14 protein-coding genes and 2 pseudogenes are annotated in these 16,194 nt (G+C 39.1%); 9 read left to right on the top strand and 7 right to left on the bottom strand.

Annotated elements, in window-relative coordinates; genetic code table 11:
• Positions 1-150: 150 nt before the first annotated feature.
• Entirely contained in the window at positions 151-528 is a 378-nt protein-coding gene (locus JCM10991_RS03130) for a hypothetical protein (RefSeq protein ID WP_025020526.1), read from the top strand.
• Positions 529-797: 269 nt separating this feature from the next.
• Here JCM10991_RS03130 and JCM10991_RS03125 read toward each other — a convergent pair whose 3' ends face one another.
• The 4 genes and pseudogenes from JCM10991_RS03125 to JCM10991_RS03110 all read right to left on the bottom strand — a co-directional run.
• A complete protein-coding gene (locus JCM10991_RS03125) occupies positions 798-1,502 on the bottom strand; it encodes an MIP/aquaporin family protein (protein WP_025020525.1) in 705 nt (234 codons plus the stop codon).
• Between the two features lie 18 nt (positions 1,503-1,520).
• Positions 1,521-3,347 (bottom strand): type 1 glycerol-3-phosphate oxidase, encoded by a 1,827-nt coding sequence (gene glpO / locus JCM10991_RS03120; protein ID WP_023858633.1) that lies wholly within the window; start codon positions 3,345-3,347, stop codon positions 1,521-1,523.
• 12 nt (positions 3,348-3,359) lie between these two features.
• The gene (gene glpK / locus JCM10991_RS03115; protein WP_025020524.1) at positions 3,360-4,874 is read right to left on the bottom strand and encodes a glycerol kinase GlpK; all 1,515 of its coding nucleotides are present in this window, start codon (positions 4,872-4,874) and stop codon (positions 3,360-3,362) included.
• Between the two features lie 122 nt (positions 4,875-4,996).
• Positions 4,997-5,152 (bottom strand): annotated as a pseudogene (locus JCM10991_RS03110) (IS30 family transposase); the annotation flags it as partial.
• A gap of 255 nt (positions 5,153-5,407) precedes the next feature.
• Here JCM10991_RS03110 and JCM10991_RS03105 point away from each other — a divergent pair.
• The 3 genes from JCM10991_RS03105 (at position 5,408) to JCM10991_RS12430 (ending at position 8,957) form a co-directional block, all read left to right on the top strand.
• Complete coding sequence (locus JCM10991_RS03105) at positions 5,408-6,742, top strand: NCS2 family permease (protein ID WP_025020522.1); 1,335 nt, start codon at positions 5,408-5,410, stop codon at positions 6,740-6,742.
• A 153-nt stretch (positions 6,743-6,895) separates the two neighbouring features.
• Positions 6,896-8,266, top strand: a complete 1,371-nt coding sequence (locus JCM10991_RS03100) for a glutamate--cysteine ligase (protein WP_025020521.1) — start codon at positions 6,896-6,898, stop codon at positions 8,264-8,266.
• 19 nt (positions 8,267-8,285) lie between these two features.
• On the top strand, positions 8,286-8,957 hold the full coding sequence (locus JCM10991_RS12430) for an SDR family oxidoreductase (RefSeq protein WP_225349907.1): 672 nt from the start codon (positions 8,286-8,288) through the stop codon (positions 8,955-8,957).
• On the opposite strand, the gene JCM10991_RS03090 is transcribed toward JCM10991_RS12430, so the two are convergent.
• Entirely contained in the window at positions 8,954-9,691 is a 738-nt protein-coding gene (locus tag JCM10991_RS03090) for a gamma-glutamyl-gamma-aminobutyrate hydrolase family protein (RefSeq protein ID WP_025020520.1), read from the bottom strand. The genes JCM10991_RS12430 and JCM10991_RS03090 overlap by 4 nt on opposite strands.
• A gap of 188 nt (positions 9,692-9,879) precedes the next feature.
• Between JCM10991_RS03090 and JCM10991_RS03085 the strand changes: the two genes are divergently transcribed.
• From JCM10991_RS03085 to JCM10991_RS03070, 4 genes are all read left to right on the top strand, one after another.
• Positions 9,880-10,683 (top strand): TIGR02452 family protein, encoded by an 804-nt coding sequence (locus JCM10991_RS03085; RefSeq protein WP_025020519.1) that lies wholly within the window; start codon positions 9,880-9,882, stop codon positions 10,681-10,683.
• 116 nt (positions 10,684-10,799) lie between these two features.
• On the top strand, positions 10,800-11,426 hold the full coding sequence (locus tag JCM10991_RS14320) for a TetR/AcrR family transcriptional regulator (RefSeq protein ID WP_023859320.1): 627 nt from the start codon (positions 10,800-10,802) through the stop codon (positions 11,424-11,426).
• 5 nt (positions 11,427-11,431) lie between these two features.
• Positions 11,432-13,162, top strand: coding sequence for an ABC transporter ATP-binding protein (locus JCM10991_RS03075; RefSeq protein ID WP_025020518.1), 1,731 nt, complete (start codon positions 11,432-11,434; stop codon positions 13,160-13,162).
• Positions 13,162-14,982 (top strand): ABC transporter ATP-binding protein, encoded by a 1,821-nt coding sequence (locus JCM10991_RS03070; RefSeq protein ID WP_025020517.1) that lies wholly within the window; start codon positions 13,162-13,164, stop codon positions 14,980-14,982. Before JCM10991_RS03075 ends, JCM10991_RS03070 begins: the two co-directional genes overlap by 1 nt.
• 66 nt (positions 14,983-15,048) lie before the next feature.
• Here JCM10991_RS03070 and JCM10991_RS16040 read toward each other — a convergent pair whose 3' ends face one another.
• Both JCM10991_RS16040 and tnpA read right to left on the bottom strand, forming a co-directional pair.
• Positions 15,049-15,183 carry a hypothetical protein gene (locus JCM10991_RS16040; RefSeq protein WP_263640280.1) on the bottom strand — a complete coding sequence of 45 codons (135 nt, stop codon included), beginning with the start codon at positions 15,181-15,183 and terminating at the stop codon, positions 15,049-15,051.
• A 162-nt stretch (positions 15,184-15,345) separates the two neighbouring features.
• Complete coding sequence (tnpA, locus tag JCM10991_RS03060) at positions 15,346-15,789, bottom strand: IS200/IS605 family transposase (RefSeq protein ID WP_025020516.1); 444 nt, start codon at positions 15,787-15,789, stop codon at positions 15,346-15,348.
• Positions 15,790-15,885: 96 nt separating this feature from the next.
• Between tnpA and JCM10991_RS12420 the strand changes: the two are divergent.
• A pseudogene (locus tag JCM10991_RS12420) lies at positions 15,886-16,194 on the top strand (helix-turn-helix domain-containing protein); the annotation flags it as partial.

Raw genomic sequence — 16,194 nt, 5'->3', positions numbered from 1 at the left:
TTTACCTATAAGAATTAAATTTAAAGTTTGCTAACTTCCTTAGTATCATATCTTCTATCTAGTTATAGTTCGTTTCATTCCTTTATAGCTATAATTATTGCTATTTTATTCTTTACAGACTATAATCAGCCTTATAAGGGGGTAATATTGATGATGAATAATGAAGTTTTTCTCCAAGTTATGGAAAATGAAGGTCCAGTTACTATTATTACCGTTAATGCTCAGCCAGCTAGTGTTGTTAATACATGGATGTCTTATATAAAACTTGATTTAGCTAATGACAATCTTTATATTCCTGCAGCTGGTATGCACTCTATTGAACATGATTTTGAAGGCGATTCCACGCTTACTTTGACTGTCGGTAGTAAGAAAGTTATTGGTACAGAGGGGCCAGGTGCAGGTTTTCATATTTATGGTCAAGGATCATTTTTGGAAAATGGTGCTATTTTTGAGGAAATGAAAGCTAAATTTCCTTGGATTCGTAAAGTTTTAAAGGTTAAAGTTACTGATATTCAACAAAAAATTTAAGTTAAAAAGCATAAGAAGTTGCGTTTTTAATGAAAAGTCTCAAAATTGAAAAACCGCTAGATATTACGTTACTAAGAACGTTGATATCTAGCGGTTTTTATTGTCAGTATTTCTTAAATTTTATCCAAAGAGCTAGTTTTTTTCCAGTCTCCCCTTGATTTTTCTCATAAAACACAAAAAGCTGCAGACACCCATATTAGGAATCCACAGCATCTCGTAAAGAACCGCAATTTTATACTAAATCCACTTTACATTATATTCATTTCAAATTAGTTAATCATAACTTGAAGCCAGGTAGCTAGTAAACCACCAATAATGGGCCCCATAATTGGAATCCAAGCATATCCAAAATTAGCGTTTCCTTTATTTGGAACTGGTAAAAGGTAATATGCTAATCGTGGTGAGAAATCTCGCGCAGGATTCAAAGCAAAGCCTGTGGTTGCCCCGAGTGCCTGACCAATAACCATAATTAAGAGACCAACAATTAACGGTTTTAGTCCCTGAGTAAAATCTCCAAGATTTAATAGCGTGAAAATAAAGAAGAAGGTTGCGATTACTTCACTTAAAAAGTTAAAAATGGTATCAGAAACCGCCGGACCGGTAGCAAAGATTCCTACACTATTACCCTCATTATTTTTAGTTTCTTTAAAATGTGGGTAATAATGTACTATAACAAGTACTGCACCGAGAAACGCACCGAGAAACTGTCCAAGTAAGTAGGGAACTACATGAGACCATGAAAAGAGTCCAAAACTTGCAAAAGCTAAAGTTACCGCTGGATTAAGGTGACCATCAGAGCCCAGTTGTCCTGCCACATAAACACCAAATGTTACTGCCATACCCCAAGCGATAGTAATAAAAAGCCACTGCTGATTTTTTGCATAAGATTTATTTAAATTAACTGCAGCTCCTGTCCCCGTTCCGAGAACTATCAAAACCAATGTTCCTAAGAATTCACCGAGAAAGCCATTCATAAGCGGGTCCTCAACTTTCTATTTTAAGTAATCTAAACGAGTATTTGAAATTTCTCTTTCTAAAGCGTCTTTTTGTGCTGCTTTTTCTTGTGCAGACCAGCCCATAATCTTAGCCATTTCATTGACAAAAGCATCTTTTTTAGGAGCTAATTCATCTTCATGGAATAAAATGTAGTTGGTACGCCGTAATAAGAAGTCCACTAAAGTATATGAGGCTTCTTCATTAACAGAATAGTGCAAACTTAAAGTATCAGCTAAACTCAAGCCAGGAGCTGCCTCAACTTGATCTGCGTAAGAGACCACACGCCCTGTGTTTGAACCATAACGGTTAGCTAAATCTAAAGCTTCTGCAGCTGGAATTCCTTTACTCATGGCAATATTTTGATAGAATTTCATGGTTGCATCCACGTTGGTTGGATCAAAATGTCCACCTGAAACTTGAAGTGTCTTAGAGTCGATTTCCGTAAGTTCCATACCGTATTGTTCAGCAAAAATTTGACGCAGTAAATCCATAGCTCCAGCAGCCATTTTACGGTAGTCAGTAATTTTACCACCCGATAAGGTTACCAAGCCATCAGCAGCAACATCTAAAGAAGAACCTCGAGAAACTTGTGAAGGACTTAAGGTTTTTTCAGCACTGGCAGTTTCTAAACTAGAGATAGCTTTTTCTACATCACTACGACTTGCTTTATCATCACTATATTCATTAGCTATTTTAATTAAGTTGTTGAAACTTTCATCAGAAACCTTACCAACGTTAGCACCACCACCATTGTAGTCAGAACTACCATTATCTGAAAGTAGTGGTCGTAAACCAACCCAACTGGCTTCAATATCATTAATCGTAATATCAGCGCCTGGGAAACGATTGTTAATAGCTTTAAGAAGGTAGTCGACATCAGCTTGTTCGACACGTGGGTGAGCATAATCCCCGTCAAAGTCGGTATCTGTTGTCCCAAAATAAGTTTTACCTTCTCGTGGAACAACGAAGAACATCCGTCCATCACCCATGCCTGAGTCAGAATAAGTTGGTTGCGGTACACTCAAACGAGAAGCATCAATTACCAAGTGAACCCCTTTAGTTGGGCGAATAGTAGGGCCCTCCGCCTTACTATCAATATTTAATAACTTGGAAACCCAAGGACCGGTAGTATTCATAACTACTTTAGCGTGAACTTCAAATTCTTTACCGGTTAGAACATCTTGAGCTTTAACCCCATTGGCTTTCCCATTTTCATCGTGTAAGATTCCGACTACTTTAACTCGACTAGCTACAGTAGCCCCCATTTCTGCGGCTTCTTTAACATTCTCAATTACTAATCGGGCATCATTATTAACGAAGTCCAAGTAAACCCCGGCACCTAGCAATTTTTCACTTTTTAAATTTGGTTCACGTTGCAGAGCTTCTTGTGCTGAGATTGTGTAGTTAGCGTATTGCGTCCCTGTAACTCCTGCTAAACGGTCATAGAGATCCATAGCGATTTTAACACTGAACATGTCAAAAGTTGATGATGGATCATCATAGATTGGTAATAACATTGGAAATGGGCGTGGAATATGCGGAGCAATTCCTTGAACTACGGCTCTTTCTGTCACAGTGTCAGCTACCACTCCGACATCAAAAGTCTTGAGGTAACGAATCCCACCATGCACTAATTTAGTTGAACGTGAACTAGTTCCTTCAGCAAAATCTTGCATTTCTAAGAGGGCAGTTTTCAAACCTGAAGCCGTTGCTTGTAAGGCAACCCCTGCCCCGGTAATACCACCACCAATGACCAATAAATCATATTCTTCGTTCTTTAAATTTTCTAAAGTTGATGGACGTGTTTTTAATGATAGAGACATAATGAACTCCTCCTAATAGTTTTCTTTTACTTGGTGTTTAAAGACGCGGGTTGCTTTCACTGCATTTTGCCAACCAGCGTATAAATCATTGCGACGTTGTGGTTGCATCTTAGGTTCAAATTTGTGACCTACTTCAAAAATATTTTTTAATTCAGAAATATCTTTCCAATAACCAACAGCTAAACCAGCTAAGAAGGCAGCTCCCATTGCAGTAGTTTCTAAGTTTTTAGCTCTTTCGATAGGAGTGTTTAAAATATCTGCTTGGAATTGTAAAAGATAATCGTTTTTAGCAGCTCCACCATCAACTCGTAATGTTGGAATTTTTATTCCTGTATCTTTTTCCATAGTATCCACAACATCACGTGTTTGGTAGGCTAGAGATTGTAAGGTAGCTTTGATGAAGTCATCTTTTGTTGTTCCACGTGTTAAGCCAAAAACAGCTCCACGTGCATCACTGTCCCAGTAAGGTGCTCCAAGACCCGTAAATGCCGGTACTACAAAAACTTCATCATTATTTCTAGAGTTATATGCTGCTTGTTCAGATTCTGGCGCATTTTCTAACATCTTCATACTGTCACGTAACCATTGCAATGCCGAACCCGAGACAAAGACGGAGCCTTCTAAAGCGTAATTTACTTTACCGTTAATACTGTAAGCTACTGTTGTCAAAAGGTTATTTTTAGATAAAGTTGGCTTTTCTCCCGTATTCATCACAATAAAGGAACCAGTTCCGTAAGTATTCTTTACTGTGCCATCTTCTAAAGCTAATTGACCAAATAGTGCAGATTGTTGATCACCGACTAATCCAGAAATTGGAACGCTAGAACCATAGAAATGGTAAGCAGCTGTTTTACCATAAATCTCTGAATTTCCTTTAATTTCCGGTAGGATAGCCCGGGGGATATTTAATAAGTCTAAGATTTCTTGATCCCAATCTAAGGTTTCTAAGTTAAATAGCATGGTGCGACTAGCGTTGGAATAATCCGTTACATGAACTTGTCCCCCAGTTAATTTCCACGTTAACCAAGTATCGATTGTTCCAAATAAAAGTTCACCTTTTTCAGCACGTTCTTGGGCTCCAGCTACTTTATCTAAAATCCACCGAATCTTAGTAGCAGAAAAATAAGCATCGATTAACAAGCCTGTTTTTTGGTGAATCATTTCTGAATGTCCGGCATCAATTAATGCCTGGGCAATCTCATTAGTTTGACGTGATTGCCACACAATTGCATTGTAAATAGGCAGACCTGTTTTCTTATCCCAAATAATCGTGGTTTCTCGTTGGTTAGTAATTCCAATTCCAGCAATCTGATCTGGTTGAATCCCTGATTTAATAAATGCGTTAGCAATCGTAGAAAGAACCGCATTCCAAATTTCGTTTGCATTATGTTCCACCCAACCTGGTTCTGGGAAATATTGGGTAAATTCTTTTTGTGCGTCAGCTACTTTTTGCCCCTTATGATTAAAAATAATTGCTCGAGTGCTTGTTGTACCTTCATCGAGGGCCATAATATACTTCTCTGTCATAGCAAGACCTCCATAGTTATTCAGAAAACGCTTTCTTAACACAACAAAGTATAACACGATTTTTATGTTTTGTACAATGTTTTTTTAAAAAAAGGTAGATTGCAAGAAATAAATTGAACAAATTATAAACAATAATGTTCCATAAAGACTTCAAGTGGTGTTCGCCAGTTTAAACACTTGAGTGGCATCGTATTCATTATCCTGTTAATCCGCATTAGTTCCTCATCACTAACTTCTTCAATTGGACGTCCCTTGGGGATAAAGCGGTGTAAAGCGCGGTAAAGATCATTATGGTTTTTTTGTTCACGCAATGTTCAACTTAAATTATACAATCCGACCTTTTAAAATAATGTTCGTTTTTAATGTGAAAAAAGTATACCAAATCTAAGTATTATAATTAAATTTTCTTTGGTATAAAAAACGAACATTAATTAATAATAAAGAAGGTATTTACACTTTTTCCTGAATGTTGTATATTAAAAGTATGAAATTATTAGTTCTTTAATTCAATGTTTGGAAAAAGGAGTCTTATTGTGAACGCAATTAAATCTTATTTTTTTAATGTCAAAGACGAAGATGGGAACATTAATACCTTAAATACTTCGGTAAAGCGCGAACTTTTAGCGGGGTTCACCACTTTTATTTCTATGTGTTATATCCTCTTTGTTAACCCTACGGTTTTAGGGGCAGCGGGGATGGATAAAGGTGCGGTCTTTACGGCGACAGCGTTATCCTCGGCTTTTGGGTGTTTAATGATGGGGATTGTGGCTAAGTATCCCATTGCCACAGCCCCATCCTTAGGAATTAATGCCTTCTTTGCTTACTCTGTTTGTGTAGGGATGAAAATTCCTTGGCCAACAGCGCTAGCAGGGGCCTTCATCGCAGCCATTATCTTTATCATTATGTCCGCTACTTCTTTACGGGAAGCCATCATTAACGCTATTCCGCAAGATTTGAAGTATGCCATCTCGGCTGGGATTGGAATGTTTATTGCCTTTATCGGTTTACAAGGTGGAGGGTTGATTGTTAAAAATAGTTCAACCTTAGTTACTTTAGGAAGTTTTGCAGGACAAACTTGGATTACGGTGGTTGGTTTAATTGCTATTGCGATTCTAATGGTGCTCAATGTACCCGGGGCAATTTTTATTGGGATGGCGATTGCAACGGTTTTTGGAGTGGCGACTGGTCTGACTCCCATGCCATCTTCGGTGATCTCAGCTGCACCTAGCCTGAAACCAACTTTTGGGCAAGCGATTTTTCATGTGACTGATATTAATAGTTTTCAGTTAGTAATTGTTATTTTGACCTTTTTACTGGTGGCTTTCTTTGATACAGCGGGGACTTTAGTTGGTTTAACGACCCAAGCCGGTTTTATCGATAAAGATGGTCGAATTCCAAGAGTTGGGAAAGCTTTAATTTCTGACTCATCTGCCATGTTAGTCGGGACCGTGTTAGGGACTTCACCGGTAGGAACTTATGTGGAATCATCTGCCGGAATTGCCGTAGGGGGACGTTCCGGTTTAACGGCCGTGACGACTGGTTTGTTATTTATCTTTGGGATGTTCTTTTCCCCGCTTTTGGCTGTAGTTACGACCTATGTAACAGCACCAGCTTTGATTATTGTTGGGGTTTTAATGGCGGAAAACTTAGCCCGGGTTAACTGGGGTAAAATTGAAATCGCAATTCCAGCATTCTTAATTGTAGCTGGAATGCCTTTAACTTACTCGATTGCTGATGGCTTAGCCTTAGGGGTTATTATGTATCCAATTACGATGATTGCTGCTAAAAGGGGCAAAGAGGTTCCTATTTTAATGTACGTACTATTCTTTGTTTTTTTAGTATTCTTCTGGGTATTGAGTCGCGGCTAAATTAAAGGATAAGTTAATGAGAAAAACTCGCTTGCTGGCGAGTTTTTTCTTTTTGTTTGAAAAGGTGGCAATTTAAGGTTGCACCAAAGATATAATCAGTGCATAATAATGATAATGAAAAATGTTTTAAATTTAAATTAGGGGATGATTAAGATGTTTAGCCGAATTGGTCAGTTAATCTTCGATAATGAGGCTGTTGCACAAACCTCAGATTTCACCATGGGATTGGAAATTGAGATGCAACGGATTGATGAAGAAGGAAATTTTAGTAAGGAACCATATCCGGCTGGGATTGGTGATGAAAAAACGAACCCCTGGATTACTACTGATTATTTAGAAGTGATGACTGAAGTCGTAACCCCCTCAGCTGAGCATGCGATTGATGCCATGCACTACCTATATGGGATTAATACAGCTTTACGGGTGGCCTTGGCTCCGGGAGAAATGTTGTGGCCTCTATCAATGCCACCAGCCTTGCCCGCTGACAAATCACCGGAAAATTTAGCTAAGGAAAACCTAGTCTTTGCTAAAGCTGGTCCAGCTAAAGAAGCTTATTTAGTCGAGTGGGCAAAACGTCGTGGCTGGTCTCAAGGCACGCCATGTGGAGTACATATTAATTTGAGTATTAGTGAGCACATTATTAAATTAGTGCTTCAAAATTTTCCAGAACGCTTCCGAAATGAGACTGAAGTTCGCAATCACTTGTACACCGTAGTGGCGCAAGGTTTTGTTCGTTATCGTTGGTTTATCACGTATCTTTTTGGGGCCAGTCCCGTAGCAGAAGCTAATTACTTTGAAAAAGATAAGGAATTACCGCATGCAGTCCGTTCACTTCGCCAAAGTTCCCAAGGCTTTGGGACCAAGTTTTCTGGTGATTATTCTAGTGTTAAAGCTTATGTGGCACGGATTGAAGCGGGAGCAAAAGATGGAACACTGATTTCTGACTATGAATTCCATGGACCTGTCCGCCTTAAAGGAGGAAAGAATCTCCAAGATCTTAAGAAAAATGGAATTGATTACATTGAATTACGGATGCTGGATTTAGATCCTTCTAGCTCCGTTGGGGTACGGACTAGCACGCTACGTTTTATTCGTTTATTGGCGAGTTACTTTATCATGAATCCGGCTATCAAAGAAGACGAAGTCAACGCTATTATGTCGCGGGCAGATGAGATGAATAATGAGGTGGCGTTGGAAGCTCCAACTCAACCAACCCGCTACCAAAATAAAGCTCTAGCTTTCCTTCAGACCTTAGCAGCTTATGCTAATCGGATTCAATTGGGTCCGGAATATCAGGAGTTATTGGATGATTTAGAAGATCGGATTGAAAATCCGCGTACGACACCGGCGGCTAAGTTAATGAACTATGTCGAAGATGGTTCACTGCGAAAATATGCAGTGCGTAAGGCACGCCATTATCAAAACGCAGCTTTACAGACAATTTCGCCTTTCCAGGGGTTTGAAAGAGAAGAACCACTGACAGCGACGGAATTGCGGCAAGGGCTCTTTAAGGGGAACTGGTAAACAGAAAGGAATTTTTAAAATGAAAATTTTTATCGTTGGTGGGACTGGTCGTGTGGGCCAAAGCCTCGCTAAACAATTATTACAAGCAGGGCATGAAGTTATTGTGGGTTCGCGCCATGAAGTTGCTGAACTGGTAGCTTTAGGTATAAAGTTTAAAAAGTTAGATTTACATGCTTCGGTAGTGGAAATTGCTCAAGTAATTGGGCAGGTAGATGCTATCTACTTTACAGCGGGTTCGCGAGGAAAAGACTTACTTCAAAGTGATGCTTTTGGAGCGGTGAAAACGATGGAGGCAGCCAAACTAAATGGTATTAATCGTTACATTATGTTAAGTGCTCAAAAATCGCTTGAACCTGAATTTTGGGACCTTGAACCTTATGTTCATATTAAGGATTATTACACAGCTAAATTTTTTGCTGATAAGTACTTAATGGATAGTACAACGTTGAATTTTACAATTTTACAACCGGTGGCGTTAGTCGAAGAAAAGGGGACGGGACAATTTGCTAGTGGCGAAGTCATTAATAAGACAATCGCGATTGATGATGTGGCGTTAGCGCTCTTAGTAGCATTAGAGCAGCTACTACTTTCAAAAAGGTGCTTCCAATTAGCAATGGTAATCAAAGTCTTTCGGAAATTTGGAACTAAAGAAAAAATCTCTCCACATTTTGTGGGGAGATTTTTCTTTTAGCGTTGTTTTTGAGCGACAATTGCGGCGCGGTTAATTAAGTCTTGGAAGAGGTTTTTAGAATCTTCGTAATGTTTGAAGGTGTTTTCGGGGTGCCATTGGACCGCTAAAATTTGGTCATTATCAATTGATTCAACGGCTTCAGGAACACCATCATCAGCTTTAGCAGTTACCTTTAAATCTGGAGCGATGTCGTTTAAAGCTTGGTGGTGACGGGAATTAACAAAAGTTCTTTCCCCGACTAATTTCACTAATCGGCTGTCTGGTTCAACACTAGCATGGTGACTTGGAAGGTTACCAGCAGCTGCTTGGGAGTGTTTAATCGTCGCGTCGGGGTTTTCAGATAAATCTTGGTATAAGGTTCCCCCTAAACTAACATTAATTAGTTGCATACCACGGCAAATCCCCATGATGGCTTTCCCTGCCTTGTAGGCTTGTTTAAGCAGTTCATCTTCGAAGAGGTCGCGCTTACGGTTAGTGGTGCCGAGTTGTTGGCGTGGTTCTTGACCATAGAAGGTAGGATCCACATCAGAACCCCCAGCAAAAATCACTCCATCAAAAAGTGGTAAATAATGCTTAACCAAGTCGGGGTTAACACTAGGTAAAATAACTGGCACCCCACCAGATTTAACTACGGCTTCGATAATAGGTTTAGGAGCGAAGGCCGCATTTCTTTCGTTAATAATATTGGTTGCTTCTGCTAAAGTGTCGGCAGGAATCGCAATTCTTGGTTTCATAATATTATCTCCTCCTAATCGTTTTATCATAAAACATGTGCCTGCTAATAAGTTACCATATTTCGGCTAAAAATGTAAAGAAAAATGCAAGTTGGTGATTATTGCTTGCCGAATAAAAGGGTTTCATGATAGAATTAAAATTAGAAAAGAATTAGAAAAAATTAGAGAGAACTGGCGGTGAAGTTGGTATGAGTCAAAAACAAAGAAAAATAAATCAAGCTTTGGGGCATAAGGCATTGAATATTTATCAAATTGAAAGTCGGCATTTACGTCAATCTTCAGAACTTATCACTTTTCAACCGCCAGAACAAGCAGCCTATGGTCATAAACCAGCTAAAATCTATGTTGAAGAGGAAAATTTATTGGCACGGATTTGGAAAATTGACTTTGAACGCAAAGTGGGTTGTATGAATTTTGCTAGTCCGATGGAACCGGGTGGGGGATTTTTAATGGGATATGACGGTCAAGAGGAGACAATTTGTCGTAATAGCTTCCTTTATCCAGAGTTAAAGAAGTTTAATCAAAGTTTCTATGAGTTAAATCGCAAGGTGCCCAATCAAGGTTATTTTAGTCCTAATGTGATTTATTCAAATCAAGTCAAGGTTTTGCGAGATCAAAGTGAAGGGAAAATCCTACCTTACCGACGTTTTATTGATTTTGCTAGCGTAAGTGCTCCCAACATCACTTATATGAAATTACGTCAACACCCGCTTGATTTTCGACGCATTCAAGCCGATTTACATGAAAAAATTTTGCGTACTATTCGTATGTTTAAAAATAATGAAGTAGAAATTTTAATTTTAGGAGCTTTTGGGTGTGGGGTCTCTCAAAATGACCCATATTTAGTCGCTCAAACCTTCAAGCAAGTTCTTGATCGTCCCGAATTTCTCGGCGTTTTTAAGGAAGTTTACTTTCCCATTTTAAATAATAAGAGTGCACTCAATATTTTTAATCGGGTATTGGTTACCCCAATAACTAAACAAGAAGCATAATAAGAAGATTTAAGTCGGATTTAAAATATCTGGCTTTTTTGCTTGCCAAAAGTTAGTGATAGGAGTATTATGACAATATGTCATATGACAACTTGTCACAAAAAGGAGGGGTCGCTATGCCCAAACAAACATTCTTCAACTTACCTGTTGAAAAGCAAACGCGGCTTTTGGAAGCAGCTCATCATGAGTTTAGTCGGCGTGGCTTTAACGAAGCTTCAATTAATCAGATTATTAAAGAAGCTGGGGTATCACGAGGTAGTTTTTACCAGTATTTTGAAGATAAGCATGATTTATATCAATATTTCGCCCGTAAACTGGGGGAAAATTTAGAGGCAGCTCAAAAAGCCATCTTGCCCCTCGCAGGCCAGGATTTATTTTCCTATTATCAAAAATCTTTTACTTTGATGTTAGAAGATTTTTATTTGGGGGAGAATCGGGAGTTTTATCGTACGATGATTGCGAATCGCGATTACCGTCTGTTATCTAAGGATGAGCACCACCAAAACATTGAGAAAAGGTTGCAGGAAGTCTATGATAGTTTGTCGGAAGAAAAGTATCGTTTTGAATCTTATGGCGACTTTAGACTTTTCAATATAATACTTGAGGGGGCGGTCTTTCGGATTATTGGTGGTAAACTCAGTCATGACGAAGTGACTGCTGAAAAAATTAGCCAAATTGAAGCACAAATCACAAAGGTGCTAACGTGGTTTCAAGATGGTGTGTTAAAAACAGAAAGGAAGTGACCAGCGTGCTACGCTTAGTAAAGAAAAATCTTGATTGGTGGGCGGTTTTAGGTTCTGTTGTCTTTATGGCTATCCAAGTTATCTGTGATTTAAGTTTGCCTAATTTAACTGCAGATATTATTAACAATGGGGTGGCTAAAGGTAATACCGATTATATTTGGCAAGTAGGTGCCAAGATGATGGGCCTGGCCTTGCTTGGTTTGGTAGCAGCTGTCGGTAATGTTTACTTTGCCTCCACCCAGGCGCAAAAGATGGGGATGCGTTTACGCAGTAAAATCTTTAAACATACAATGGCTTTGGGAAACAAAGAATTTGATGATTTAGGAGCTTCATCTTTGATTACGCGGACGACTAATGATGTCTTGCAAATCCAAAACGTAATTATTATGATGTTACGGATGATGATTCAAGCTCCTCTAATGTTGATTGGGGCTGGGATTATGGCTTATCAGAGCGAAAAGCAATTAACCTGGGTCTTTTTGGTGGCAATTCCGTTATTAGTGATTGCCATTGGAGGAATTATGGGTTCTGCCGTACCACTTTTCCAAAAGCTTCAAAAGCAAATTGATAAAATTAACCTGGTTTTTCGGGAAGGTTTGACAGGGGTGCGTGTCATTCGTGCCTTTCGTCAAGACCAATTTGAACAAGCTCGTTTTGAAGTCGCTAACAAAGATTATACCCAAACTGCGATTAAAGTCTTCTCGATTGTTTCTATTATGATGCCAATTATGACAATCATTATGAATGGGACTAATTTGGGAATTGTTTGGTTTGGGGCTAACTTGATTGGAGAGATGAACATGCAGGTCGGAGATTTAGTCTCTTTCATGACTTATGCTGCCATGTTACTTTTTTCCTTTATGATGCTATCCATGATTTTTGTTTTCCTTCCTCGGGCTCAAGCGGCTGCTGTACGGATTATCGAAGTTTTAGATACTAAAAATAAGGTGCAAGAAAAAGCTGATGCCCAAGTAGCTAAGCAAGATGTGGTGGCAAGTTTAGAATTTGACCATATTGATTTCCGCTATGAAGGTGCAGAAGAAAAGGCCCTAGAAGATGTAGATGTGAAATTAACCGCCGGCCAAACTCTAGCAATTATCGGGGGGACAGGTTCTGGGAAGTCTAGTTTGATTGCCTTGATTCCTCGGCTCTACGATGTTGAAGCTGGGGCCGTACGGGTCGATGGTCAAGACGTTCGTGATTTAACCAAAGTTAGCTTGCAAGATAAGGTTTCCTATGTTCAACAAAAAGCTGTGCTCTTTAAGGGAACTATTCGTTCTAACTTAGCTTTTGGAAAGGCTGATGCGACGGATGAAGAAATGTGGCGTGCGTTAGAAATTGCCCAAGCTAAGGATTTTGTTGCCGATTTGCCTGACGGCTTAGATGCAGTTGTTGAACAAGGTGGGGACAACTTCTCTGGGGGGCAAAAACAAAGACTAGCCATTGCGCGAGCTTTAATTAAGCCCGCTTCCATTTATGTCTTCGATGATTCTTTCTCAGCTTTGGACTTTAAGACCGATGCGGCCTTGCGGAAAGCTTTAAAAGCTGATCGCGATATCAGTCAAAGTGTGGTGGTTATTGTTGCACAAAGAGTGTCAACGGTGACGAATGCGGATCAAATTATTGTCTTAGATGATGGTAAAGTTGCCGGAGTGGGTACTCACCAAGAATTGCTAGCTGATAATGAAGTTTATCAAGAAATTGTTCACTCACAAATGAAGGAAGGTGAAGTTTAATGGGTCCAGGAAGAAATCACGGTCCAAAGCAAGGTGCGAAAAACTTTTGGGGGACGTTGGGGCGCTTAGCTAAGTTTATGGGGCCATGGAAATGGGGCTTTTTAATGGTACTTGCTTTCGCTGTTGGCGGAACGATTTTCCAAATTCGAGCACCTAAGATTTTAGGGGAAGCAACCACGGAAATTTACAAGGGAATTAAGACCGGATTTGTCGAAATGAAAATGGGTAAACATTTGACTTCTTATCCGATTGATTTTGATCGCATTAAGCAAATCCTCTTAATTGTGGCTGCTATGTATGTCGCTTCGGCCTTACTGACGTTCATGCAACAAATTATCATGGCCAATATCTCACAAAAGATTGTTTACAAATTACGTAAGCAAGTTAAAGAGAAGATGCAACGTTTGCCAATCAATTACTACGACACTCACCAAAACGGGGATATTATGTCACGAGCGGTCAATGATATGGATAACATTGCTGGAACCTTACAACAAAGTTTGGCACAATTAGTTACGTCATTGGTAACCTTTGTCGGGGTTTTCTTCATGATGTTATCCATCAGCTTGAAGTTAACTTTGATTGCTCTGATTACAATTCCTTTAGGGTTAATTGTAGTTGGAATTGTGGCACCACGTTCACAAAAATATTTTGCCGCCCAACAAAAGAGCCTAGGTTTGATGAACAATCACGTTGAAGAAAATTACGCCGGTCACACTGTCGTTAAGACCTTTAACCGCGAAGATGAAGCTATCCAAGTTTTTGAAGAAGAAAATACCCGCTACTACCAAAACTCCTGGAAGGCCCAGTTCATTTCTGGTTTAATTATGCCTTTGATGAACTTGGTCAAAAATATTGGTTATATCTTAGTTGCGATTGTTGGGGGAACCGGGGTGGCTAATGGTAGCTTAACTTTAGGGAACGTACAAGCCTTTTTACAATACGTGAACCAATTTACCCAACCAATTACTCAATTGGCTAACATTGCCAATACCATTCAATCCACTGTGGCTTCAGCTGAACGGATTTTTGAATTATTAGATGAAGAAGAAATGACTAAACCTCAAGCTGTTGCTAGTGTTCCAGCTGATGGTAAGAAAATTAGTTTCGAACATGTTCAATTCGGTTACACTGATGATAAGTTATTGATGACAGATTTTAATTTCGATGTGCAAGCTGGTCAAAAAGTCGCGATTGTCGGACCAACCGGTGCTGGGAAGACAACCTTAATTAATCTTTTGGAACGTTTCTATGATATCAAAGGTGGGGTTATCCGTCTTGATGGGCAAGATACCCGCGCCATGAGTCGCCAAGAACTACGTCGTCATTTCTCCATGGTATTACAAGATACCTGGTTATTTACGGGGACGATTTACGACAATCTTAAATATGGTCGTGAAGACGCAACGGAAGAAGAGATTATCGCAGCTGCGAAAGCCGCGCACGTAGACACTTTTGTTCGTCAATTACCTCATGGGTATGATACAGTTTTAAATGAAGATGCTTCCAATATTTCCCAGGGACAAAGACAGCTCTTGACGATTGCTCGAGCTTTCGTAGCTGACCCAGAAATCTTGATTTTGGATGAGGCTACCAGTTCAGTTGATACACGGACAGAAATTTTAATCCAGCAAGCTATGGAACGGCTCCTCAAGGACCGGACAAGTTTTGTAGTGGCGCACCGTTTATCTACGATTCGCGATGCAGATAAGATTATTGTCATGAATCAAGGAAGTATCATTGAAACTGGGAACCACGATAGCCTCATGGCAGCCGATGGTTTTTACGCGAACCTTTACAATAGTCAATTTGCCCAATAGGCACAAAGACACCCGCAAGAAATTTCTTGCGGGTGTCTTTTGGTCTAAATTGATGTCAGTTGCGCATTAGCGTAGCTTCTTGGCATCTTCATCAAGCTTGGCGAACCCGGATTGCGTCTTAGCTTGCGGGTGCTTTGCTCGTTCAGCCATAGCCTTCTTAGCTAAAGCTTTACGTTCTTCCTTGCTTAATCTGCTAGCCATTATTCTTCGCCTCTTTTGCAAATTCTATCAAAATGTAAAACTATTTTACGGTAATTATTGTAGTCTTCTTTTGGGTAAAATTCAAGGACCACGGGGCGGAAATCCATAGTTTTTAACCCATGGAGGGATAGCCCCTAACAAAAAAAGCCCTTACGGGCTTTTTTAGTTTTTCATCATAGCATTATATTTCTGGTCATTAATATATTTTTGCACTGTTTCTTTACTCATATTACCTAATGAACCTAAGTAATAACTAGAAGACCATAAATGTCCGCTCCAATACTGATGTTCTTTAATCTCTGGGTGTGCTTTTAGAAATATAAATGCACTTCTACCTTTTAGTGCCTTAATAACGTCAACTGCTGATTTCCTAGGTGGAAAAGAAATTAGCAGATGTACATGGTCAGGCATAACCTCCATATTTTCGATGGTTATTTCATTATCATCAGCTACTCGTTGAAGGATATCCTTCATTTCATTAGATAATTCATCAGTTACAAAAGTTTTGTTTCTGTATTTAGTACACCAAATAAGATGAAAGTGCAGATTATAAATGTATCTTTGAGTATAAATTGCATCCTTAATTCTAGTTTTTTTATCAGTCATTGCACAGAACTCTTTTCCTTTTATTTATACATGTTTATTTTTTATAATACCACTCATTGTGATATAATAAAAGCATAGAAAGTGAGGTGAAAATCGATGAAGAAAATGTGTGATTTAGCATATCATTACGGATTAAAAATGCGGATATATCCTAGTACTCAACAAAAGCAAATTATTAAAGTCAATTCTGATATTAGTAGAACTGTCTATAATAAGATGGTTGCGATTGACAAAGAATTATACCGACTAAAACAAGTTAAGTTATCTCTTGATACGGTTGTTGACCGTATTAGTGAGTTAGAAAGTCGTAAAAACGCTAGAAATATGGCTAACCATTACCAGTACATGCAAGATAAACGTGTTGATAGTGATATGATGCGAATGCCATTAAAAATTATAAAAACG

Source organism: Ligilactobacillus equi DSM 15833 = JCM 10991 (genome assembly GCF_000615765.1).
GTDB lineage: Bacteria > Bacillota > Bacilli > Lactobacillales > Lactobacillaceae > Ligilactobacillus > Ligilactobacillus equi.
This window is presented reverse-complemented; position numbering and strand designations above follow the sequence as displayed.